Here is a 24,145-nt window from a genome sequence, read left to right on the forward strand (position 1 = left end):
TTAAAAAACAAAGTACGCCAGACTTTACTAGACTGGCGTACTTCCCAACTCAATTCTTAATAAATTCTTTCGTTAACCCCTTCGCCTTCTCCAAAGCGTTTTTGATTTGTTCAAATCCTGTTCCACCCGAACTATTACGACGCTTTACAGCCGCATATGGTGAAAGAACTTCATACAAATCCTCTTCAAATAAAGAGCTCATTTCTTTATATGTTTCAAGCGAGACATCTAATAAATAAATTCCTTTTTGTGTGCAATATAGCACTAACTTCCCAACAATTTCATGAGCTTGACGGAATGGTAGTCCTTTGTTTGCTAAATAGTCGGCAATTTCTGTTGCATTGGAGAAATCTTGCGTCACAGCTTGCCCCATTTTTTCTTTGTTTACAGTCATCGTTTCAAGCATGCCCGCCATAATATGAAGGCATCCTTCTACTGTTTTTACTGTATCAAACATTCCTTCTTTATCTTCTTGCAAGTCTTTATTGTAAGCGAGCGGTAATCCTTTCATTACTGTAAGTAAACTGAATAAATTACCGTATACTCTGCCTGTTTTACCACGGATTAGTTCCGCCATATCCGGGTTTTTCTTTTGCGGCATAATGCTGCTTCCAGTTGCGTATTGATCGCTCATTTCAATAAATTGAAACTCTTGGCTACTCCATAAAATAAGTTCTTCACAAAAGCGCGATAAGTGCATCATAAGCATAGATGAGTTACTTAAAAACTCCAAGATGAAATCACGATCGCTTACTGCATCTAAACTATTTTCATATATTCCATTAAATCCAAGAAGCTCCGCACTATATTCTCGGTCAATCGGGAATGTCGTCCCAGCTAGCGCTCCTGCTCCTAATGGGGAGATATTAATACGCTTTAACGAATCTTCATAACGATTTACATCACGCTCTAACATCCAAAAGTAAGCGAGAATATGATGAGCAAATGAAATCGGCTGAGCACGTTGCAAATGCGTATAGCCAGGCATAATCGTTTCAATATTATTTTCTGCTTGATGAACAAGAACAGTTTGCAATTGTTTTGTAGCTTTTATAATATGTTCTACCTTTTCTTTTAAATACAAATGCATATCTGTCGCTACTTGATCATTACGACTTCGGCCAGTGTGAAGTTTTCCTCCTACTTCGCCAATTTGTTCAATTAACATTTTTTCGATGTTTAAATGAATATCCTCTGCTTCTACTAAAAATTGTAGCTTATTCTCTTTTGCTTCTTTCAATAAATATTGAAGACCTACCTTTATTTTCTCTGCTTCTTCTTTCGTAACGATGCCTTGCTTTGCTAGCATCGTTACGTGTGCAATACTCCCGTTTATATCTTGATTTACTAATTGTTGATCGAAAGAGATGGATGCTCCAAACTCTTCAACCCACGCTTCCGCTTCTTCAGTAAAACGTCCGCCCCAAAGTTTGCTCACGCTTCCACCTTCTTTTGATTCACTTGGCTGTATACTTTCGTCGGTAAACCAAATAATGAAATGAATCCAACTGCTGCATCATGATTAAATTCGTCCTGGGCAGTATATGTTGCTAATTTTTCATCGTATAAAGAGTATTCAGATTTACGTCCTTCTACAATCGCATGACCTTTAAATAATTTCACACGCACTGTACCTGTTACATTCTTTTGCGTTTCTTGTAAAAATGCATGAAGCGCTTGTTTTAAAGGTGAGAACCATAAACCGTTATAAATAAGTTCTGTTATTTTCTGTTCAATCACTGGTTTAAAATGCGCTACTTCTTTTACGTGTGTTAAATCTTCCAACTCTTTATGCGCAGTGATTAACGTCATTGCTGCTGGGCATTCGTATACTTCACGAGATTTAATACCGACAAGACGATTTTCTACGTGATCAATACGTCCAACGCCGTGTTTTCCAGCAAGCGCATTTAACGTTTTAATTAATTCTGCAAGTGAATATGCAGTGCCATTTAAAGTAGTCGGTACGCCCGCTTCAAATCCGATTTCTACAAACTCTGGTTTATTCGGTGTATCTTCTAACGCTAATGTCATCTCATATGCATCTTCTGGCGGCGCTGCCCATGGATCTTCTAAAATTCCACATTCGTTGCTGCGTCCCCATAAGTTTTGATCGATTGAAAACGGGCTATCTAAATTAATCGGAATTGGTACATCGTTTTCTTTTGCATATGCAATTTCTTCTTCACGTGACCATTTCCATTCACGTACAGGCGCAATCACTTCTAAGTAAGGATTTAATGCTTGGATAGAAACTTCAAAACGAACTTGGTCATTTCCTTTTCCTGTACATCCGTGTGCAACTGCAGTTGCGCCTTCTTGTTCTGCGATTTCTACTAATTTCTTCGCAATAAGCGGACGAGATAATGCAGAGACAAGAGGGTATTTTCCTTCGTATAATGTGTGTGCTTGCATCGCCATCAATGCATATTCGTTTGCAAATTCTTCTTGAACGTCAATCATATATGATTTAATTGCACCTACTGAAAGTGCCTTTTCTTTTACAAATGCTAAGTCTTTACCTTCCCCTAAGTCTAAACAAAGCGCGATAATATCATAATTCTTCTCTTGTAACCATTTAATTGCAACGGAAGTATCAAGACCTCCGGAATATGCTAATACAACTTTTTTCTTCTCCATTTTGCATCCTCCTAAAGAATAAATATTCATTTTCTTTTATAATAATTCACACTTTAACACCTTTCACAAAATGTATCAAGAGTCATTTTCAAATTTTTTCAAACAATTTCGTCGAACTTCTTTCTGTTTTTCTGTACAATATAAGCAGGAAAACGGGGGTGAACTTATGGAAAAGTATTTCTTATACGATGAACATCTAGGAATTGAAATTCCACATTTACAAGAAGACTGGGAAGAAATCCCCGAAAAAATGCAACATGCTATTTTACTAAAATGGGAACAAGTTCGCGGGAAAATTCCTGATCGTATAAAAGAACTTGAGCACTATATTAATAAAAAACAACATTATTTAAATAACGAAGAAGACTTCGAAGTTTCTTGTAAACTAAATTCAGAAATTGCCGATCTTGCTTCCATCATTAATGACCTTTGGCTTTGGTATCGACTCACTCAAAATGTATCTGAGGGGAAAGCACACATGCCCATCAACTTAAGAATTTGCACTACCCCCAAGTGTCAAAAAACGTTATTCTTTCTAAAAAGCTAGCTAGAAAGGATGACATTTTTTATGAATCTTTCAATTCAAGATGAATTACAACTATTTTCTGAAGAGCTGTATCGTCATTTAACCCCTTCTCTTTTGGAAGAACTCGCTAAAGAATTAGGTTTTGTAAAAAGAAAACGAAAGTTTTCAGGAAATGAATTAGCTACCATATGTATCTGGGTCAGTCAACGTACAGCGAGTGATTCTCTCGTTCGACTATGCAGTCAATTACACGCCGCCACAGGCACTCTTATGAGTCCAGAAGGACTCAATAAACGCTTTGATAAAAAAGCGGTTGAATTTTTGAAATATATTTTTTCTGCATTATGGAAAAGTAAACTTTGTAAAACATCAGCCATTTCAAGTGCAGCACTCACGTATTTTCAACGAATCCGTATTTTAGATGCGACGATTTTCCAAGTACCGAAACATTTAGCACATGTATATCCTGGGTCAGGTGGTTGTGCACAAACTGCAGGTATCAAGATTCAATTAGAATATGACTTACACAGCGGACAGTTTTTAAACTTCCAGGTAGGTCCTGGAAAAAATAATGATAAAACATTTGGAACAGATTGCTTAGATACCTTACGGCCGGGTGATCTGTGTATTCGTGATTTAGGATATTTTTCATTGGAAGACTTAGATCAAATGGATCAACGTGGCGTGTGCTATATATCAAGACTTAAGTTAAACCATACCGTCTATACGAAAAATCCATTTCCAGAATACTTTCGAAATGGGACAATCAAAAAACAGTCACAGTATATCCAAGTTGATTTAGAGAACATTATGCACACGTTAAAACCAGGACAAACGTATGAAATAAAAGAGTCGTATATTGGCAAGAATCAAAGATTATTTACAAGAGTAATTATCTACCGATTAACAGAGGAACAAATACTGGAACGTAGAAAAAAACAAAGCTATACCGAAAGTAAAAAGGGGATTACATTTTCAGAAAAGAGTAAACGATTAACGGGTATCAACATATATGTTACGAATACGCCTTGGGAAGTGGTTCCGATGGAACAAATCCATGATTTTTACTCCCTCCGCTGGCAGATCGAAATCATATTTAAAACGTGGAAATCTCTATTTCAAATTCATCATTGGCAAACTATCAAACAAGAGCGATTAGAATGCCATGTGTATGGAAAACTCATTGCCATTTTTATATGTTCTTCCACGATGTTTAAGATGCGCCAACTTCTGTTGCAAAAGCACAAAAGAGAACTAAGCGAATATAAAGCAATTGGGATGATTCAAGATCATCTATCCCTGTTATATCAAGCGATACAGAGAAACACCCGTATAATAACAAAGGTTTTAATCCGCCTGTTTACCCTACTAAAGAAAAATGGCCGGAAATCCCATCGATATGAGAAGAAAACTATCTTTGATATTATGGGTGTTGTCTATGAGTATAATGGATTGAGAAAACAAAAGAAAGCTGCATAAGAAAAAAATGAAACCCGTTAGGGTTTATTTCGTATGCTCATTTTTAAGAGGATTATACTGTTTAAAAGTTTGTTCATTTCAATTAATGGAAAACCGTAGAGTTTCTATCCTTAAGTTGATGGGCATGGGGAAAGCACACCAATGAAAAAAGCATGTCCCTCAATTACTTTGGGTCATGCTTTTTTTGTCGTAACATGATTTACAATATATCTCTTGTGCTGTTTTTGCCAAACACACATCAAAAGGGCCAACTAATATACTTCTTTCTTTCGGCAACTTTACAAAAGCAACAAGCTCTTCTTCATATTGAATTTTTTTCTGACATGAAATACATATTAATTCTTTTCTTTTGAACATTTCTTTTAGCATACCTTCACTCTCCCCTTCATCTATCTATATTAATATACTCTCATAATAGTTAAGACTTGTAAAAAAATGACACATTCCGAATCGAATGATTCATATACTATGTACAAAAGGAGGTCTACAGCTTATGCGTGCTTTCGTTATTATCGCTTTAACTTTTTTAAGTGTGATTAGTTGGGATGCGTTTTTCAAAGATAAAAGTGATGAAAAGAATACAACGGAATAAAACCTTTTTTTCTTACTTATTGGACAAACCGTTACAAACTGTCCAATCCTCCGAAATAACTTAGGCTTTTCTACAAAAATATTTAAACATAACATTTTTTGTAGATTCCCTCCGTTTATTGTCGGTTTCCATCCGCATACATTTTTTAAAAGTATGATATAATAGTATAAATCTTGAAGGAAGGGATTTTGATATCATGATCGCTCGAAGGAGCATGTGGCATCGTATTGACGAATCATACACGTAGCGTATTTTTCAGCTCAGATACTTTAGTCTAGCGAAAAAAATACGAGAGTGGGGAAATTATGATTGCCCGAAGGATAATTTGGCAAAAAAAAGACTCTTCTTACACATAGCGTTTTGTTTAGGACTTAATTGTTACTAACTAAACAAAACAAAGAAGAGCAGGATTGCTAAATGAAGAATCCTACTCCACGTTTTGTTTAGTCGTTTTAAGACTTAAACTAAAACGAAGGTAGGGAGAATTGATGGACGAGAGGATTATTCGTTATTTCTTCAGCGACATATAGCGTAGTTAGTTTTTTCGTAAACTAACTGAAAGCTACATGTGAGCTCGTAGTTAGTTTACAACACAAAAAGGACTACTAACTACGGAAAGAAGGAATAACGATGAGGAACATCCAAAGTCGGCAAATTATTAAAGAAATTTTTATGGTTTTAATCGGTTCATTTATTTTAGCAGCAGCGCTATATCACATTCACTTCCAAAACCACTTAACAGAAGGTGGCTTTGTAGGAATTGCACTATTCATTCAAAACTTTTATGATATTTCACCATCTATTTCAACTGTATTAATGGATATCCCAATTATTTTACTGTGTGCTTCATTTTTAGGTAGAAAAATGGTTGGCTATTCATTCCTAGGTTCAATTTCATTCGGAGTATTTTATTCCTTTATGGAAAATTATTCTCCATTTACGGTAGATTTATCAAATAACTTATTTATAGCTGCAGTAGTTGGCGGTGCGTTAGCTGGTATTGGACTCGGTTTTATATTGCGATTTGGCGGTGCAACCGGTGGAGACGATATTTTAACAATTGTATTAAGTAAACGAACTCGTTTTACAATTGGGCAAATTTTCTTCGTCTTTGACGCGATTGTTCTTGCGCTTTCATTATATTATTTAAATTGGACAGAAATTGCTTTTACTATTCTTTCGATTGCCGTACAGGCAAAAACATTGGATTTAATTTATTATCCAAAAACAGAAAAAACAGCAGAAAAGCAGCCAGTATCTGTTCCAATGTCTAAAAAACATGCAACAAATTAAAAAAGCGAAAGGCTTCGGCCTCTCGCTTTTTTTATGCTCTTTTTTCTTTCTCGACTATATGGCGCACTTGATAAAATCTATTTGCAAATTCAGTAACGTTTCTTGTTAAACGATAATTCACTGTAGATCCAATTGCCATTCCAATTACCGGTATACCTTGGAATAATTTACGACGAAGAGCATAAATCGAAAATGTCTTCAAAATTTGTTTTAACACAACCTCAGTAGAAGCTGTTTGTAGCACTGCTTCGTCTCCTTCGTAGAAGAACGAATCTTCTTGCTCCAGCTCTTGCAATAAATTGTACCATGCGTATTGCTGAAGTCTTCCTGGTAGTAATGACGCATGAAACACCTTTAACGCAAGCATCATTTCATACGGCTTGTTCACATCATGTCCAAATGATGTTGCAATAAGTTGGACTGCCTTCACATTTAATGCGATCATAACCGGAAAATCCGCCGTTAATAATAATAAACCTCCAGCACCTGTTGCCCCGCCTTGTACAAATGAATATAGACGATGACGTGCTGTTTGCTGCTCTGCTATGTATGTTAATTGATCAATAGATAATGCTTTCAAATCTTCAAGCTGTTCAATCGATTCATCAAATAATCTTGATGTTCCTAAAATCCGATTACGTGCATCTAACTGTGCTTGTGAACTTTGAATAAATGCATGCAAATGAAAGAGCCATCCATCTGCTTTCGTGAAGAATTCTTTTCGCTTTTTCTCAGGTAATTTCGCAACTGTAGTATGTAACCATTTATCAAACACTTTTTGAAAATCGGTCGCTTCTTGCTCAACTAATTGCGCTTCCCATTCTTTTATATTGTCTAAAATGGCTTGTTCTCGCTTCGATCGCATCGTAACAACCACCTCGTTCGATTTTTTTCTATTGTAACATATTTCTGCTTATTCTTTGCAAATATGCTTGTCTATCTTTATTCACATACCATTTTTGAATGGCATAAAATATTAACAAAAAGGATGAGATAAATCACATGAATCTATCCGATATAAAAAAAGAATATAATGCGGTATTCAGCTTAGGACAAAACTGCTGGCCTGCTTGGGCATTATATCAATTAGAATTATCACCATTTTTTGGCGTTATTGATTTTATGCTAAGCCCCTCATTAGAAAAAGTGAATGTATTATTACAAAATCGATTTGACCGCTTTTTAAATTTCGAAAATTTATCCTTCATCTCATTTTGGGATGATGATGCAAAATTAAGATTAAGGGACAACCTTTATGAAATTGACTCCTGTCATGACTTTAAAACAGATGTAAACACACCAACTTCTTGGCCTTCTTATACAGAAATTAAGTTAAATTATGAACATCGTATTAATCGTTTTCTAGCTACAATTGAAACGGCCGAATCCATATTATTTATTCGAACTGGAGGAACATATGAAGAAGCATGTTCCCTAGAACAAATTTTATCTCAAATCGTTACACATACATTCTCTGTCCTGTTACTAATTCCTGCCGATATACCAACTATCACCCAAGAAGATTGGGGATTACAACGTGTTTGCGTTATGAAATGTCCTATTATGGATGTATACCAATACAATGAAGCATTTTGGAAAGACTTATTTGATGGAATTACGATTAGACCACATTCTTAAATACATGACACCTTTACTACAAAACATATTATAATCTTCCTTATACAAAAAAATAAGGAGTGATTGTATATGTATCCACGTGCAAAGGCTTTTGGCATTGCTATACATCACGGGCGTCTTCTCGTACAAGAATATCATTCAGCCGATGAAACATTTTACCGACCTCTTGGTGGTTCAATTGAACTTGGTGAACAATCAGCACATACCGTTATTCGTGAATTTAGGGAAGAGCTTCATACAGAAGTGGAAATCACCAATTATTTAGGCTGTTTAGAAAATGTCTTTCATCTAGATGGAGACATTGGTCATGAAATTATTCAACTATATTCTTTGCGTTTATTAGACACGTCACTATATGAAATGAAAATATTAAATATACAAGATGAGGAAACAGTAGCATATGCGAAATGGATTCCTATTACGGCATTCATTCAGAAAGAAAAAATATTATATCCGGATGGAGTTTTAAAATACATCTAAAAGAAAAAAGACGAAATCCTATAGGATCTCGTCTTTTTTTTCATATATTAACCAATATCTCCAAGACGTAGTACGTCACGAGCAATCATAACTTCTTCGTCAGTTGGAATTACGATAATTTTTACTGGAGAGTGTGGGAAGCTGATGAATGCTTCTTCACCGAATACGTTATTACGTTTTGCATCGAAGTATACGCCCATGTACTCAAGGCCTTCTAATACGCGCTCACGAATAATCGCACTGTTTTCACCTACACCAGCTGTGAAGATGATTGCGTCTACACCTTTCATACGAGCAGTGTAAGAACCGATGTATTTGTGGATACGGCTTACGAATACATCAAGTGCTACTTTCGCACGGTGGTCGCCTTCTTCTTCTTTCGCAATGATGTCACGTAGGTCACTAGAGTAACCAGTAAGACCTAACATACCACTCTTCTTGTTTAATACGTTAACTACTTCTTCTACTGTTTGGCCTGTTTTTTCCATGATGTATGGAATTAACGCAGGGTCAAGGTTACCAGAACGTGTACCCATTGTTACACCAGCAAGTGGAGTGAAGCCCATAGAAGTATCAATAGATTTACCGCCTTCTACTGCTGCGATACTTGCACCGTTACCTAAGTGACAAGAAAGTAAGCTTAAGCTTTCAATTGGACGACCTAATAATTCAGCCGCACGCTCAGTTACATATTTATGAGAAGTTCCGTGGAAACCGTATTTACGGATGCCGAATTTTTCATAGTACTCATATGGTAAGCTGTATAGGAATGCAGATTCCGGCATTGTTTGGTGGAATGCTGTATCGAATACTGCTACTGCTGGTACGTTTGGTAATACTTCTTGGAATGCTTTAATACCAACAACGTTTGCTGGGTTATGAAGTGGTGCTAAATCGCTTAATTCTTCGATATCAGCTAATACTTCATCAGTAATTAAAACAGAGTCAGCAAATTTTTCGCCGCCGTGAACAACACGGTGACCGATACCGCCAATCTCATCTAGAGATTTAACGATTCCGTTTTCAGTTAACTTTTTAAGAAGCATATTAACTGCTACTGCGTGATCTGGAATGTTTGTAATTTCTTTTTGTTTTTCGCCATCTACAGTAATAGTGAAGATACTATCTTCTAAACCGATACGTTCTACTAAACCTTTTGTTAATACTGTTTCACTTGGCATTTCAAATAATTGGAATTTTAAGGAAGAGCTTCCTGCGTTAATCGCGATGATTTTTGACATCTAGTCTTTCGCCCCTTTTTCTCTTGGTAGTTGTGTGGATGTTTCCACAAACCGCTCGATTTTATCTGATCAAATTCACTAAATATGAAAACGTTTCATCATTAGCAAATTTTATACTCACGATTTTAATTTAAACATCGTCCGACATATATTTCAAGTGAAAAAATTGTAACACCAAGAAAAAATATATATTACAGATTTCAAAAAAATTCAGTTAAATCTTGTATATATTTAAAAATATGACATATTATATAAAACTGTACTACATAAATCACTAATGCTGTTACATATACCTAGCTTTATTTATGTGTTGCAAACCAAGTATTTAATTGATCCATAATGTCTTCCATCGCCTTCATATTAGAGAATTTAGGCAACTCCACTAATAACGCCTGTTTTGGCATTGTTACATTAGCGCCTTTCTTTTGGAGAACAAATATACTTTTTGCATTTTTCTCGTTTTTAAACATGGAAACAGGAAGCTGTAATAACCCTTGAATAAAGCATGTTTCTTTAATAAATGCATGTAATTTCGGTGCTTGGTCACTTTCAAAAATGAAGTTTGGTACTAAGAAGAATAAGTAACCGCCCTCTTTCGTATGTTTCACACTTTGTTCAATAAATAAGTGATGGGCATACGACATTCCTTCATCTGCTTTTAATTTATATTCACTTGCACCGATTTCGTTTGGATAATAACCAACCGGTAAGTCTGAAACGACTGCATCAACTGGATCGATATAAAGTGGTGCTAGTCCATCTTGATGGAAGAATTCGATTGCATGCTTTTGTAAATTTGCATTTACTAAAGCAAGTTTAATTAGCACTTCATCCACTTCTACACCAAATCCACTCATTGTTAGTCCTTCTTTAGCGCTATTAAACACTGTAGTCATTAAGTTACCTGTTCCAATTGCAGGATCTAAAACTGTAATTTCATTTTGACCTTGCATAAATTTATGGAATAAGTAACTCATGAACATCCCAACTGCATCAGGTGTCATTTCGTGATTCGCTTGTACGCCTTCTTTCATTCCTTTTAAGATGGCTAACTGAAATGCTTTACGAATTTCTTCACCTTTATATGTTTCTTCATTAAACGTACTATATTCACGATTCAGCCTTTCAATTGCTGATTCGGATAATTCCTCTTGTAAAATCGCTCCCTCAAACAAGTTATCACCTGTTTCTACAAGCGCCTCTAAATATGTTACATCTAATTCTTTACGTAAAACTACCGCAGAAGAATCAAAAATAGAAAATAATGTTTCTACTGTCTGACTCACGTACATTCCTCCTTCTCTCTTTTACACATAACTTATATCATACCACAAAGTGATTTTTTCCAAAAAGAAAAAGCGACCTCCTGTAAAGAGCTCCCCTTTAGTTATATATGATATAACGTTTTTTCTCATATATCGATGCCGTTACAGAGCAATATATGAGAAAAAACGACCTCTTTATAAGAGGTCATTTTCTTCACATTACTTCGCAGATTTAGCTGCTTCTAATGCTGCTTCATAGTTTGGATGGCTTGTACCTTCGCTTACGTATTCTACGTAAACTACTTTGTCATTGCTATCTACTACGAATACTGCACGAGCAAGTAAACGAAGTTCTTTCATTACTAAGCCGTAAGCTTCACCGAATGAAAGGTCGCGGTGGTCAGAAAGTGTTACAACATTTTCTAAACCGTTTGCTGCACACCAGCGTTTTTGAGCGAATGGTAAATCAGCGCTAATTGTTAATACTTTCGCGTTTTCAATACCTGCTGCATCTTGGTTAAAACGACGTGTTTGTGCATCACACACACCTGTGTCGATTGAAGGTACAACACTAATTAATTTCACTTCGCCTTTGTATGTTTCTAAACTTACTGGAGATAAGTCGTTTGCTAATACTTGGAAGTTTGGCGCTTGATCGCCAACTTTAACTTCTGTTCCAACTAAAGTCATTGGATTACCTTTAAAAGTTACGTTTGCCACTTGAAAATCCTCCCTTATTTAAACAAAATATGTACAATGTAAATGATAGTTTGTCCCTATCGATAATGCAAATAAAATCGCTTTATTTACAAAAAAATTAAAGAAGCTAACCTATTGATTAGCTTCTTTATTCGTTAAATTTGAAATTCAGGATCATCTTCTTTTCGTTTATCCATCATTTCTTTCACTTTATCAACAGCTTGTGGCGCTAATTCAATTATTTTATCGATGACATGTGTTTGTTTATCTAAGTGCAATACTTTCACACCATCTCCATTTATAACAAGAAAGGCAACAGGATTAATAGAAACTCCTCCACCACTTCCCCCGCCAAATGGATGGCGGCCTGAATGTTCTACTTTACCAAATTCACTTCCACCAGCAGCAAACCCGAAACTTACTTTCGAAACAGTAAGAATTACACTTCCATCTGCCGCTTTAATTGGGTCACCAACAATTGTATTTACATCAGTCATTTGTTTTAAATGCTGCATTGCTGTTGTCATTAAACCTTGAATTGGATGTTCCATTCTATATCCCCCCTATGCTTGAACAGATTTTTCTGTCATACCAGATCTTTGCTTCCTCATAAATATGAGCAATTTCACCGCTGTTTTTATAGTGCGGAATATACGAAAAGATGCTGTTAACTCACATCTTGATGCAAATCCTTTTCCTTGAAAAACTGGGGTAATTTCAAATTCTGGTACGTCGACAATATGCATATATTGTCCGACAACTCCAGCAGCCATACCTTTTGTCCCCCATGCATATCCAGTGACAATTCCAGTACTAGCTGCGTCGCCTGCTCCAATTTGTGTATGCCATTTCCAACCATTGATTTTCACTCGTTTGAGAAAATCTTTAACAATAGTATGAACTTCTTGAAGCTTTTTTATCAGTTCACCAATGCTGTCAAGTTGCGCCATAATTTTATTATCGAGTCCGCCGTCCTCTTCAGCTTTTTCGATTTTCTGTCCTGTCTTTTTCTGCTGTTTTTCAATTCTTTCCAACACATCAAATGTATATCGAATCATCCATATTTTCACTTGAAGCAAACATTTCTTTTCCATTTCTGAATATAAAAATGTCACCTTAAGCTTTATTTTTGACAATAGTATAAACAAAATAAAAAGAAGAAGAATTATTATTCCAATTACGAGCCACTTCATACGTATCATCCTTTCACTCCGTACCCATTATCGACAACTTTATTCATCATTAAACAGAGTTCTATAAGATTGAATATAAAAATTTTTCTAAAAATAAAAAGGTGTTTTGACATTTTATATCGAAATATATTATTTGAACATATCATCAGGGAACGGACTCTAATGATATGTAGCACGAAAAACAGAAAATTTAACTGCAGTGGAGGGATACATAATGGCAGATCGTCGCAATTTATTTTTCTTTTATGGTGATGACAAAGCAACGCTCGTTGAAAAAATGAAACCAATCTATCGTATTTTAGAAGAGAATGGATTTACCATATTAGATCATCCAAAAAATGCAAACGCTATCGTCAGTGTTGGAGATGATGCAACCTTCTTACAAACCGTTCGTAAAACTGGTTTTAGGGAAGATTGCTTATACGCAGGGATTTCTACGAAAGATGAAACTTCGTTCTACTGTGATTTCCATATTGATCACGTTGATACAGCCCTTCAAGAAATTACAAAAAATGAAATTGAAGTGCGTAAATATCCAACAATTCAGGTAGATGTAGATCACAGTACATCTTTCCATTGTTTAAATGAGTTCTCATTACGTTCTAGTATTATAAAAACATTCGTTGTAGATGTTCACGTTGATGATTTATATTTCGAAACATTTAGAGGTGACGGTTTAGTAGTTTCTACCCCAACAGGAAGTACTGCTTACAATAAATCATTGCATGGCGCAGTTGTTGACCCACTTATTCCATGTTTCCAAGTAAGCGAACTAGCATCTTTAAACAACAACACTTACCGTACGCTCGGTTCACCTTTCATTTTAAATCACGAACGTACATTAACTTTAAAACTAAGACCAGACGGTAACGATTATCCTGTTATCGGCATGGATAACGAAGCGCTTAGCATTAAACAAGTGGAAAAAGCTGTTGTACGCTTAAGCGATAAACAAATTAAAACAGTTAAATTAAAAAACAATTCTTTCTGGGAAAAAGTACAGAGAACGTTTTTATAGGATTAAAATAACCGCAGAATTATGGAATTCCATAATTCTGCGGTTATTTATTTACCCCGATTGGCGCGGACAATACTCTCTTACTATCCACCCGTTATTCTTGTCAGTTTTTGTCGGTAAGTCGATATATTTTAATAATCGCTCATATATTTCGAGTTACGATAGATATATTTCAATAATCGCTTATATATTTCGAGTTACAGTCGATATATTCCGAAAATCGCTGATATATTTTTACGCATTTTTTCTATAGACAACTTGGCCATCTATTACGGTCATTTCTGCTTCTACTTCTTTTATTTCTTCTGCCTCAATTTCAAAAATATTGCGGTCTAATATTGTAAAGTCTGCTTCATATCCTTTTGTAATTTGCCCTCGCTTCGCTTCTTTTCCGATTGCATAGGAACTTCCTGTTGTAAATAAAGAAACAGCCTCATATACCGTTAATCTTTCCTCAGGCATATAGCATACACCGTCAATAAAACTTCTACGTGTAACAGCGCTATATATACCTAGAAACGGATTTACTTGTTCAATGGGGGCATCTGAGCCACCATTACAATGTAGCCCTGCTTCCAGTAATGTCTTCCAAGCATACGCATAACGAAGACGGCGCTCTCCTAGTTTTTCAATGACTGACGGAAAATCTGATGAAAGAAAGACTGGCTGTATATCTATAATGACTTGCAAGTTTTTCATTCTTTCAATTAACTCCTCACGAGCAAGCTGACAATGAATAATGCGGTCACGTAACCCTTTTGCTGGTGGATATAATTCGAGTGCATCAATGACATATTCAAGCGATAAATCACCGATAGTATGAATCGCAACTGGCATATGTAAATCTCGTGCTTTCTTCACTAATTCTGCAAGTTCTTCACATGAGAAAATCGCAACCCCATTCGTTTCCTTCGCATCTTCATACGGTTCACTTAATAATGCTGTTCTTCCGCCAAAAGAACCGTCAGAAAAAATTTTCATTGCCCCAAATTCAATATAATGTTCATTTTCATATTCTTTTCGTTCATGTGCTACTTCATGGTGAACGAGCAAATGGGCTTTAAATGGCATTTCTTTTATCACATGAGAAAACGCATTATGCGTTTTTCTAAAACCACCATAATAATTTAAATCTTCCGTATGCCCGCCAACAAGTCCGTATTTCCAGCAATCTTTAATCGCTGTTTGCAGAGCTCTTTGTAAATAAGCTTCATCAATTTCTGGCTGAACATGTTTAATTAATTCTTGCCCTTGTTCATATAAAAGTCCTGTTAACTTATTTGATGAATCTCTGCCAATTTTCCCGCCTTTTGGATCTTCTGTCGCTTCTGTTATATTCGCTTCTTGCAGTATGTATGAATTCACCCATGTAACGTGACGACAAACTCTCTTTAATAAAATAGGATGGTCTTTCGAAATTTCATCTAAATCACGCGCGTGAACATCTTTCGTATCTGTAAAGTTATTTTCATTCCATCCTTCTCCAATAATCCAAGAGCCCTTTGGAGCTTCTTCCACTCGCTTCTGAACAAGAGTCAGTACTTCGCTATAAGATGTACAATTTGATAAATCTAGACGGAGTAATCTCTCTCCATGCCCAATAAGATGCATATGGCTATCAACGAGACCTGGGATCATTGTTTTTCCTTTTAGGTCATGTAACTTTACGTTTGAATATCTGCTTTCTAATTCTCCCTTATTACCAGCATCAACAATTATGCCGTTTTCAACGTAAACAGCGTCCACTTTTTCATTTTCTTCTCTCATTGTGTAAATGGTGCCGCCATACCAAATTTCTCCCATATATCCCATCTCCTTTATTTTTTATTGTATAAAAAAAGCACCATTTCAAAACATGGTGCTTTTCTAAAAATTACTTTTGTTCAGTAGTAGACGTTGTAACTTGCCATTCAATATTAAATTTATCTTTTACTTGTCCGTATGCTGGGCTCCAGAATGTTTCTTGAAGTGGCATGATAACTTCTCCACCTTCTTGTAACTTATCGAATACTTCTTTTGCTTTTTCTGCATTACTAATTTGAATTGCGATTGTTACTTGAGATCCGTTTGCATGTCCTTGACCTGGGAATGTATCAGAAATCATAAGATCCGTATTACCAACTTTTAAAGTAGCGTGTAAAACGCGCTCTTTCGCTTCAGCTGGAATCGGGTATTCTGGATTTTCAGGCATGTCACCAAAAGTTTGCATGACTTCTACTTTTGCATCTAAAGCCTCTTTATAAAACTGTACAGCTTCTTGCCCACTACCATCTAAAACTAAGTACGGATTAATACCTAAAATCATACGGACACCTCTTTTTTAAGTTTATAAAATCGAACTTGTGTTCGTTTTTATATTATCATTGTTTTGCATTTCATTCAACTATTTACTTCACTGTTTTCAAAATTATTTTGACGGAATCTCCATCTCTTGTTTTCTAAGTTCAATACGGCGAATTTTTCCAGAAATCGTTTTTGGTAGTTCATCTACAAATTCAATTTTGCGAGGGTATTTATATGGTGCAGTGAGTTCTTTGACGTGTTGTTGGAGTGTTGGAATTAATGTTTCTTCGTTCTTTTCTATATTCTCTCTTAATACGATAAATGCCTTCACGACACTTCCACGAATTTCATCAGGACTTGCGACAACTGCACATTCTCTTACGTAAGGATGTTTTACAAGTGCATCCTCTACTTCAAACGGCCCGATTGTATAACCAGAGCTAATAATGATATCATCACCGCGCCCTTCAAACCAGAAGTAGCCGTCTTCATCTTTCTTCGCTTTATCACCTGTAATATAATAATCACCGCGGAATTGCATCGCTGTACGTTCATCGTCTTTGTAATATTGTTTAAAGAGGGCCGGCGTTTCAATGTGAACTGCAATATCACCAACTTCGCCTACTTTAACTGGAGTACCTTCCTCATTTACGATATCGACGTGGTTACCTGGCGTTGGTTTCCCCATTGAACCTGGTCTAATATCCATCCCTTTCATTACACCAACAAGTAATGTATTTTCCGTTTGCCCATAGCCGTCTCTCACTGTAATATGAAAGTGCTTTTGGAACGTTCCAATGACTTCTCTATTTAACGGCTCACCTGCTGATACAGCGCTATGTAATGCCTCTAAATTGTACTGACTTAAATCTTCTACCTTTGCCATTAATCTATACTCAGTCGGTGTACAACAAAGTACATTCACCTTATTATCGTCTAATAAGTTTAGGTACGTTTCCGGTTCAAACTTACCGTGATATACAAACCCTGTTGCCCCTGATCCTAGCGTTGCTAAAAACGGGCTCCAAATCCACTTTTGCCAGCCTGGACTAGCTGTTGCCCATACAATATCATTCTCTTCAATTCCGAGCCAATTTGGAGCGCTCGTACGTAAATGAGCGTATGCCCAAGCATGTGTATGAACGACACCTTTTGGATTTCCTGTCGTTCCTGACGTGTAAGATAAAAAGACCATATCTTCTTTATCTGTCTTCGCCATTTCTAACATGTCACTCTCTGTTTCTAACGCTGTTTTTAAATTAATCCATCCATCTACTGACTGCTCGCTCAGGACAAATTTCCGAAGAGATTCCATCGCTTCTATATCATCAAACTGCCTAATATACGGCTCATAGCTTACTATCGCTTTTACTTCTCCATGTCCAATTCGATATTCTATATCTTTTTTACGTAACATTTCCGAGCTTGGAATTACGACAAATCCTGCTTTAATAGCAGCAATATACGTCATGTACGCTTCAATTAAACGCGGCATCATAATGAGAAGCTTGTCCCCTTTTTGCAAACCACTTTTTATAAAAGCGTTTCCAATTTTATTCGCACCTTGCATTAATTCAGCGTATGTAACTTCCCTTCGATTCCCTTTATCATCTTGCCAAATTAAAGCTAATTTCCCTTTATCACCCGTATATTTCTCTATTTCAGAAACTAAATTATAAGACGGTGGCGCCAACAATTCTTCTCTCTTCATAAAATATCCTCCCTTTTCTTTATGCCTCCTTTATATAATAAAGAATTTTCTGTTAATTTTGAACCCTCTTCTTTTGACAAATTTTTCAGTTCTGTCGAATTACTAAATGAAATTACATCAACTTACCGACAAATGGCAACACAAAAAAGAAAGAGCGGGAGAACCCGCTCTTTCTAAGCCATCATATGGGATTATTTTTGGTAACCGCCTAATTGTTGCTCAGCTAGTGAAACTAGACGTTTAGTGATTTCACCACCAACAGAACCGTTAGCGCGAGCTGTTGCATCAGCTCCAAGTTGAACACCAAACTCTTGAGCGATTTCGTATTTCATTTGGTCTAATGCTGATTCAGCACCAGGAACCGCTAATTTATTTGTGCTACGTGACATGTTATATCACCTCCTTGTGAGTATAGAGTGTGATAAATAACATGACTTCATACACGTTTTAAATATGGTAATTTATGGTTTTAGAAAAGTTCTTCAAATTTTTCTTCTTCCGCCACTACTTCTACCGTTTGTAATACCATTGTTTCTTTGTTCGCTACAGCTTCATCGATTAATGGTGTGAAATCGTATTTCGCTTCAAAACGATTTGCTTTTTCACGTTTCGGCTTCGTCGCTGGGCTTGCTGGTGTAAATACAGTACAGCAATCTTCATATGGACGAATTGAAATATCATACGTGCCGATTTCTTCAGAGATTTTAATAATCTCTAATTTATCCATCGTAATAAGCGGACGAATAACTGGGTAGTTTGTTACTTCGTTAATCGTATGCATACTATCTAACGTTTGGCTTGCTACTTGTCCAAGACTTTCACCAGTCGTAATTGCAAGTGCGTTACGCTCCTCAGCAATACGTTCTGTAATACGCATCATCATACGGCGCATAACCGTCATTGAATAGCTAGATGGAATTTCTTTATTAATCGTTTTTTGCACTTCTGTAAACGGAACAAGGTGAAGCGTTACTCGTTTACAATACTTCGTTAACTCTTGCGCTAAATCGATTACTTTTTGTTTTGCACGCTCACTTGTGAAAGGTGGACTATGGAAGTGAACTGCTTCCACAGATACGCCGCGTTTCATCGTTAAGTAAGCTGCTACTGGGCTATCAATACCACCAGAAAGAAGTACCATTACTTTTCCGCCAACGCCAACTGGTAAACCGCCAGCTCCCATACGCTCATCACACATAATGTAGCTATAACCACTGCGAATTTCTACGCGTACATTTACATCTGGATTATGAACATCTACTGTAATATCTTCTGTGTTTTCTAGAATGTGTCCGCCAATCTCAGGTAATAATTCCATCGTTCTCATTGGGAAATGCTTATAAGAACGGTGTACAGTAATTTTAAATGTTTTCACATCACCTTTTACTTGTAAGAAAGCTGCTAATGCACCTTCTTTAATGTCTTCTAATTCTGATGGTACTTTCATCGCTAAGTTAAATTTATGAATACCGAATACATCTTTCAATCTTTCAGAGACTGCTTCATGATCTTCACCATTTAACTGGATGTACATACGATCATGTGTTGCATCGATTTTAATATTTGGGAATTTTTTCAGTTTGAACTTCACGTTATCTTTTAATGTGCTTACAAACTTAGAACGGTTCTTACCTTTTGTCGTCATTTCTCCGTAACGCACTAAAATATATTCATATTTCAACATAATTTCTTTACCTCATCACTTCATATAATTTTGGCATCGTCTCTTTTACAATACCTTCAAATTGTTTTACTTCTTCCATTGTGTTTTCTGGTGCTAAACTAATACGAATAGCGCTTGCAGCTGCTGCATGCGGCACTCCCATTGACACTAACACTCTGCTCACTTCATTTGCTTTTGAAGAACAAGCAGATTTCGTTGACACATATACACCGTGTTCTTCTAAAGCATGAACGACTACTTCTGGTTTTAAACCAACAAATGATACATTTAAAATGTGCGGTGCTGCATATGCAAGCGACGTGTTAATCGTTACATCTTCCATCTCTTTAAAGAAACGAACAAGCTCTGCTTGTAAACTTTGCAAATGAGCTACCTTTTCTTTCACTTGTTCCATTGTCATGCGAAGTGCTTTCACCATCGCTACAATGCCAGGTAAATTTTCTGTACCAGAGCGATACTTAAGCTCTTGTTGACCACCTGATAAAATCGGATCTAATCTTACGCCATCGCGTACATAAAGAAGACCTGTTCCTTTTACACTGTGGAATTTATGTCCAGATATTGAGCAAAGATCAATATGAGAAGCATATAAATCAAGCGGTACTTTTCCTATCCCTTGTACATGATCTACATGGAATCTTATTTTCGGATGATTCGATAATAACGTTCCAATTTCAGCAACAGGCTGAATTGCTCCAGTTTCGTTGTTCACATGAATAATTGACACAAGAATCGTATCTTCACGAAGCGCTCGTTTCACATCTTCTACCGATACAACACCATGCTCGTTAACCGGTAAGTATGTTACATCAAACCCGAGTTCTTCTAATTGCTTATATGCTTCAAACACAGACGCGTGTTCAATATTTGTTGTAATGATATGTTTACCACGCGAACGATTCCTCATCGCTATCCCTTTAATCGCAAGGTTATTCCCTTCCGTTCCACCTGATGTAAAAATAATTTCAGAAGGTTTAACACGAAGAAGCTGCGCTGCAATCGTTCTTGATTGTGTTAATAGACGCTCTGCCTCTCCTCCAAGCGAATGAATAGAAGAAGGATTACCAAAATATTTCCCAGCAACCGTCACGTACGATTGAAGAGCTTCTGGATATGGCTTAGTCGTCGCACTATTATCAAAATAGATCATCGTTCTTCCCCTTTCAGCGCTATCACATCGTATAATCATATCATAAATACGTGTCATTACGCTAAGACTACGCAAAGGTTCCGTTTTATCTCGATTGGTGAAGGCTAATAATTGGCGAGGATGCCCTCCTATTACAGTTTCACTTTATCCCGCGTTAACGGGCAATAAGACTCTCACCTCAAAATCCAGTTAGAGCAAAGAAGTTAGATGGGAGATTAACTGCCCGTAAATGCCCGATTGGTGAAGGCTAGTAATCAGTGGGGATGAATCTTCCCACCGATTACAGTTTCACTTTATTTTGAAACGAATAACCTTACTGTATTCCGCTATTCATTATAGCAACATCGCCTGCAAAATTACATAAAAAAACAAACCCTTTTATGAAAGGGTTTGTTCATTGTCTACATATTCAGCTATTTTTTGAACAACGCCAGGTTCAAGTTGCTCTAACACTGAAGCCGCTTGTTCTAAAGCTGCATCGTATTGGTATTCACGGAATAATTTCTCAGCATAATTTAAACTTTCTGCTAGGTTTTCATCATGACTACGGTAACGGTTACCGTACTGAATTAATTTTTCCACTAAATATGCTTGTCCAATTAACTCTTCTGTCATTTCAGCTACACCGTTCACAGTTGTGTATGCTTCTTCTAAACTGCTATTTACAGCGTTCATATTTAACGGCTTCACTTCTAATTGTTCATATACAGCTTGCATTGCCATTTGCCCTCTTTTTAAATCTTCCATAATACTCTCTGGAAGACCTGGCAAATTCGACTTTTGCATAAAGCGTTTCGTTTCGAAAATAATATTTCGCATTTCTTGTAACTTCTCACGTGCTTCAAATTCTTCTTTGCGCATCGCTTGCAGCATTTCTTTATATTCTGCATGAAGTACTTTTAACGTTTCACATTGCTCATAAACCTCTTCTAGTTCCTCACGAATAATAGAGAAGGCAATATCTTGTTCTGCAACGCGTAATTGCAGCATTTCAAAACGTTTCGTTAAAATGTGCATTTGCTTTTCAATTACTTTTTGAGACTCAATGTCTTTATCTTGTAACTGATAGCTTTGTTTCACAAGTTGTGTTTCTGTTTTCGTTTCAATCGTTTCGATACGCATTTCTTCTAAGTCATCGTAAACAGAAAGTGTTTTTTGCTCCACATAATGTCTCGCATGTACTTCTTGTTCCAATTGATCGTAGAAGCCATCTAAACGTGTTTTTAAGTTTTCTACTTTTTCAGCCGCTTCTGTTATATGAAGCTCCTGTATATCCATTAAACATGTTTGTAGTTGTTTCGTCATATCGCGAACTTCTTTAGGGACTTCCAAATAATCTAATACATAACCTTGTCTTACCATATCATTATGTCCGTGTAATAAATCTTCCAGCTGAACTGGTAACGTCGCTTGGCACTCTACCAATAAATCTGGAATTTGGTGAATAATGATTTCTAAATCTGCTAAACCTTCTTCCAAACTAATAACAATTTCTCTCGCTTTTAAATAGTCGCCATTGTTTGTTGCTTCTTCAAAGGTTTTAAATTTCTCAGATTCAGCGTCTAGCATCTCTTCGATTTTCTGCTCTGCTGCTCCATACATATGTCTATGAGCAAGAACACTCTTTTTCATACTACGATATGTATCACGTAACCCTTCAATTTCCGAGCTATTTTTCTCATGGCTTTCTAACAATTGCTGTAATTCATTTAAAATGTCCGTAATACGATTATCAGCGTCATCTAAACCACTTATGGATTCGTTCATCGCATGCTTTGCTTTTCGGAAGGAGAATTGCGAGGCGAATTTTCGCGCTTGCGCTAAATCTTTGTCAGCTTTCGGAAGGGTTGTTGATACAATTTCATCCCATTCTTCACGCCATTTACCAAACAGTTCTTCTGTTTGACCCGTCATGTTTAAATCTTTTACCCGTTTTAATTCATCTGCCACAGGTTTATCTTTTATCTCTTGTTTCCACTGCTCCAGTGCTTCAATATCTTTATATGAACGATTTCTTATCACAAGCTCTATCATGAGCAGCACTAGAATAGAGCTTACTACAATGATAACGATCGTCAGGATAGAATCCATGCAAAAAAGCCTCCTAGTTATATCTCTTTTTTTGTCCGTTCCGTTTATGAAATGGAAGGCATTATGTATAAAAAGGGAATTCCCCTATATTTAACAACTAACAATGTACTAATCATACCATGTAATGGTTTGTTTTTGACCTAGTTTTTTTAAAAATTTCATGTTCCTTTCAATGTGATTGTAATCTTTCTCAATATTCCGCCTACCTCACTACCTATCCTCAAATGATTGTAATAACAAACAATCTTTCGTATGGGATACGAAATAAATTTTCCGCATGAGTGGTGGTTCAACAGAGATTACATGTACATTTCCTTGCCTTACAGACTGCTCTACTGCCCTTTCTGGAAGTAACGTGATACCAAGGCCAGCTTTTACCATTGCAAGCATCGGTTCTGCGTAAGATGTTTCCACAGCTATAGTTGGTTTTACACCTATTTCATGAAACATGTTCATAATCATTTTCCTTACATCACATATTTCTGGATATACAATTAATTTTTCATTGTGCAGCTCTTCTATTTGAATGACTACCTTCTCTTTGTACGGATGATTATTTGAAACGGCACAAACAATTTTCTCTTGTTGCACTTCTTTTATATACGTAACACCTTCTACTACTGAATCGATGAACATCGCGTCAATCTCCCGCGCTTTAAATAAATCTCTTAATACTTCCGTATGACCGATTTGCCATTCCACTTCGAACTCATCACCTAATATATCTTTACATTCTGATATGTAATGCTCCGCTAAACTCGGTAGTATACCAATTGAAAACTTCCGGTTCTCTTGATACCCCCTCATTTCTGTTTTCACTTCATTTATTTGCTCCAAAATCGGTAACATTCTTTTTATAAATAACTCTCCTGCCTCCGTTAACTCTACTCCTTGCGCCGAACGCTTAAGTAAAGTAACCTCTAAATCCGCTTCTAACTTTTGAATTTGTTTACTAAGCGCTGGTTGAGATATATGTAAAATCTTACTTGCCTTTGATAAACTTCGCGTATGCTTCACTTCAATAAACGATCGTACTGCCTCCAAATCCATCGTACACACCTCTAACAAAAAGTTATAACCGTTATAAGAAATCGATATTTCCTCCTATAAACAATTACTCTTTATACTTATTTCATCAACTTACTATAACGAAATGTAAAGG

The 24,145-nt window shown here is 36.3% G+C and carries 22 protein-coding genes and 1 pseudogene; 6 read left to right on the forward strand and 17 right to left on the reverse strand.

Annotated elements, in window-relative coordinates; translation table 11 throughout:
- Window positions 1-49: 49 nt before the first annotated feature.
- Window positions 50-1,438, reverse strand: coding sequence for an argininosuccinate lyase (gene argH / locus ACXKY9_RS22565; protein ID WP_000041287.1), 1,389 nt, complete (start codon window positions 1,436-1,438; stop codon window positions 50-52).
- Window positions 1,435-2,640: an argininosuccinate synthase gene (locus ACXKY9_RS22570; RefSeq protein ID WP_000412315.1), complete on the reverse strand. Its 1,206-nt coding sequence runs from the start codon at window positions 2,638-2,640 to the stop codon at window positions 1,435-1,437. Before ACXKY9_RS22570 ends, argH begins: the two co-directional genes overlap by 4 nt.
- A gap of 166 nt (window positions 2,641-2,806) precedes the next feature.
- Here ACXKY9_RS22570 and ACXKY9_RS22575 point away from each other — a divergent pair.
- Both ACXKY9_RS22575 and ACXKY9_RS22580 read left to right on the forward strand, forming a co-directional pair.
- A pseudogene (locus ACXKY9_RS22575) lies at window positions 2,807-3,118 on the forward strand (radical SAM protein); the annotation flags it as partial.
- Between the two features lie 90 nt (window positions 3,119-3,208).
- Window positions 3,209-4,645 carry an IS4-like element IS231C family transposase gene (locus ACXKY9_RS22580; protein ID WP_001053969.1) on the forward strand — a complete coding sequence of 479 codons (1,437 nt, stop codon included), beginning with the start codon at window positions 3,209-3,211 and terminating at the stop codon, window positions 4,643-4,645.
- A 159-nt stretch (window positions 4,646-4,804) separates the two neighbouring features.
- Here ACXKY9_RS22580 and ACXKY9_RS22585 read toward each other — a convergent pair whose 3' ends face one another.
- Window positions 4,805-5,014 (reverse strand): hypothetical protein, encoded by a 210-nt coding sequence (locus ACXKY9_RS22585; protein WP_000910674.1) that lies wholly within the window; start codon window positions 5,012-5,014, stop codon window positions 4,805-4,807.
- An 853-nt stretch (window positions 5,015-5,867) separates the two neighbouring features.
- Here ACXKY9_RS22585 and ACXKY9_RS22590 point away from each other — a divergent pair.
- Entirely contained in the window at window positions 5,868-6,530 is a 663-nt protein-coding gene (locus ACXKY9_RS22590; RefSeq protein ID WP_001244515.1) for a YitT family protein, read from the forward strand.
- Window positions 6,531-6,561: 31 nt separating this feature from the next.
- On the opposite strand, the gene ACXKY9_RS22595 is transcribed toward ACXKY9_RS22590, so the two are convergent.
- Complete coding sequence (locus tag ACXKY9_RS22595) at window positions 6,562-7,395, reverse strand: EcsC family protein (protein WP_001256853.1); 834 nt, start codon at window positions 7,393-7,395, stop codon at window positions 6,562-6,564.
- Between the two features lie 137 nt (window positions 7,396-7,532).
- Here ACXKY9_RS22595 and ACXKY9_RS22600 point away from each other — a divergent pair, with 137 nt between their 5' ends.
- Window positions 7,533-8,168: a DUF1796 family putative cysteine peptidase gene (locus ACXKY9_RS22600; RefSeq protein ID WP_001053732.1), complete on the forward strand. Its 636-nt coding sequence runs from the start codon at window positions 7,533-7,535 to the stop codon at window positions 8,166-8,168.
- A gap of 69 nt (window positions 8,169-8,237) precedes the next feature.
- Window positions 8,238-8,648, forward strand: coding sequence for an NUDIX hydrolase (locus ACXKY9_RS22605; RefSeq protein ID WP_000283467.1), 411 nt, complete (start codon window positions 8,238-8,240; stop codon window positions 8,646-8,648).
- A 47-nt stretch (window positions 8,649-8,695) separates the two neighbouring features.
- Here the strand turns inward: ACXKY9_RS22605 and ackA are convergent, their stop codons facing one another.
- From ackA to ACXKY9_RS22630, 5 genes are all read right to left on the reverse strand, one after another.
- Window positions 8,696-9,889: an acetate kinase gene (ackA, locus tag ACXKY9_RS22610; protein WP_000034575.1), complete on the reverse strand. Its 1,194-nt coding sequence runs from the start codon at window positions 9,887-9,889 to the stop codon at window positions 8,696-8,698.
- A 299-nt stretch (window positions 9,890-10,188) separates the two neighbouring features.
- Window positions 10,189-11,175 (reverse strand): class I SAM-dependent methyltransferase, encoded by a 987-nt coding sequence (locus tag ACXKY9_RS22615; protein ID WP_000084367.1) that lies wholly within the window; start codon window positions 11,173-11,175, stop codon window positions 10,189-10,191.
- A gap of 198 nt (window positions 11,176-11,373) precedes the next feature.
- Window positions 11,374-11,874, reverse strand: a complete 501-nt coding sequence (gene tpx, locus ACXKY9_RS22620; RefSeq protein ID WP_000024529.1) for a thiol peroxidase — start codon at window positions 11,872-11,874, stop codon at window positions 11,374-11,376.
- Window positions 11,875-12,008: 134 nt separating this feature from the next.
- Window positions 12,009-12,404: a GerW family sporulation protein gene (ytfJ, locus tag ACXKY9_RS22625; protein ID WP_000400935.1), complete on the reverse strand. Its 396-nt coding sequence runs from the start codon at window positions 12,402-12,404 to the stop codon at window positions 12,009-12,011.
- Window positions 12,405-12,416: 12 nt separating this feature from the next.
- The gene (locus ACXKY9_RS22630; protein ID WP_002101410.1) at window positions 12,417-13,055 is read right to left on the reverse strand and encodes a DUF2953 domain-containing protein; all 639 of its coding nucleotides are present in this window, start codon (window positions 13,053-13,055) and stop codon (window positions 12,417-12,419) included.
- A 205-nt stretch (window positions 13,056-13,260) separates the two neighbouring features.
- On the opposite strand from ACXKY9_RS22630, the gene ACXKY9_RS22635 reads away from it, so the two are divergent.
- Entirely contained in the window at window positions 13,261-14,064 is an 804-nt protein-coding gene (locus ACXKY9_RS22635) for an NAD kinase (RefSeq protein WP_000785187.1), read from the forward strand.
- Between the two features lie 234 nt (window positions 14,065-14,298).
- On the opposite strand, the gene ACXKY9_RS22640 is transcribed toward ACXKY9_RS22635, so the two are convergent.
- From ACXKY9_RS22640 to ACXKY9_RS22675, 8 genes are all read right to left on the reverse strand, one after another.
- Window positions 14,299-15,867: an amidohydrolase gene (locus tag ACXKY9_RS22640; RefSeq protein ID WP_000503989.1), complete on the reverse strand. Its 1,569-nt coding sequence runs from the start codon at window positions 15,865-15,867 to the stop codon at window positions 14,299-14,301.
- A gap of 70 nt (window positions 15,868-15,937) precedes the next feature.
- On the reverse strand, window positions 15,938-16,369 hold the full coding sequence (locus ACXKY9_RS22645) for a VOC family protein (protein WP_000600356.1): 432 nt from the start codon (window positions 16,367-16,369) through the stop codon (window positions 15,938-15,940).
- A 102-nt stretch (window positions 16,370-16,471) separates the two neighbouring features.
- Window positions 16,472-18,058, reverse strand: coding sequence for an acyl-CoA synthetase MbcS (gene mbcS / locus ACXKY9_RS22650; protein ID WP_000817765.1), 1,587 nt, complete (start codon window positions 18,056-18,058; stop codon window positions 16,472-16,474).
- Window positions 18,059-18,249: 191 nt separating this feature from the next.
- A complete protein-coding gene (locus tag ACXKY9_RS22655; RefSeq protein ID WP_000091640.1) occupies window positions 18,250-18,447 on the reverse strand; it encodes an alpha/beta-type small acid-soluble spore protein in 198 nt (65 codons plus the stop codon).
- A gap of 80 nt (window positions 18,448-18,527) precedes the next feature.
- Window positions 18,528-19,742 (reverse strand): tRNA uracil 4-sulfurtransferase ThiI, encoded by a 1,215-nt coding sequence (gene thiI / locus ACXKY9_RS22660; RefSeq protein ID WP_000922338.1) that lies wholly within the window; start codon window positions 19,740-19,742, stop codon window positions 18,528-18,530.
- A gap of 7 nt (window positions 19,743-19,749) precedes the next feature.
- Window positions 19,750-20,892: a cysteine desulfurase family protein gene (locus ACXKY9_RS22665; protein WP_000638992.1), complete on the reverse strand. Its 1,143-nt coding sequence runs from the start codon at window positions 20,890-20,892 to the stop codon at window positions 19,750-19,752.
- Window positions 20,893-21,270: 378 nt separating this feature from the next.
- Window positions 21,271-22,983 (reverse strand): septation ring formation regulator EzrA, encoded by a 1,713-nt coding sequence (gene ezrA, locus ACXKY9_RS22670; RefSeq protein WP_000377299.1) that lies wholly within the window; start codon window positions 22,981-22,983, stop codon window positions 21,271-21,273.
- Between the two features lie 210 nt (window positions 22,984-23,193).
- On the reverse strand, window positions 23,194-24,033 hold the full coding sequence (locus ACXKY9_RS22675) for a LysR family transcriptional regulator (RefSeq protein WP_000362530.1): 840 nt from the start codon (window positions 24,031-24,033) through the stop codon (window positions 23,194-23,196).
- Between the last annotated feature and the right edge of the window lie 112 nt (window positions 24,034-24,145).

The sequence above is a fragment of the Bacillus sp. 2175 genome, assembly GCF_057812155.1.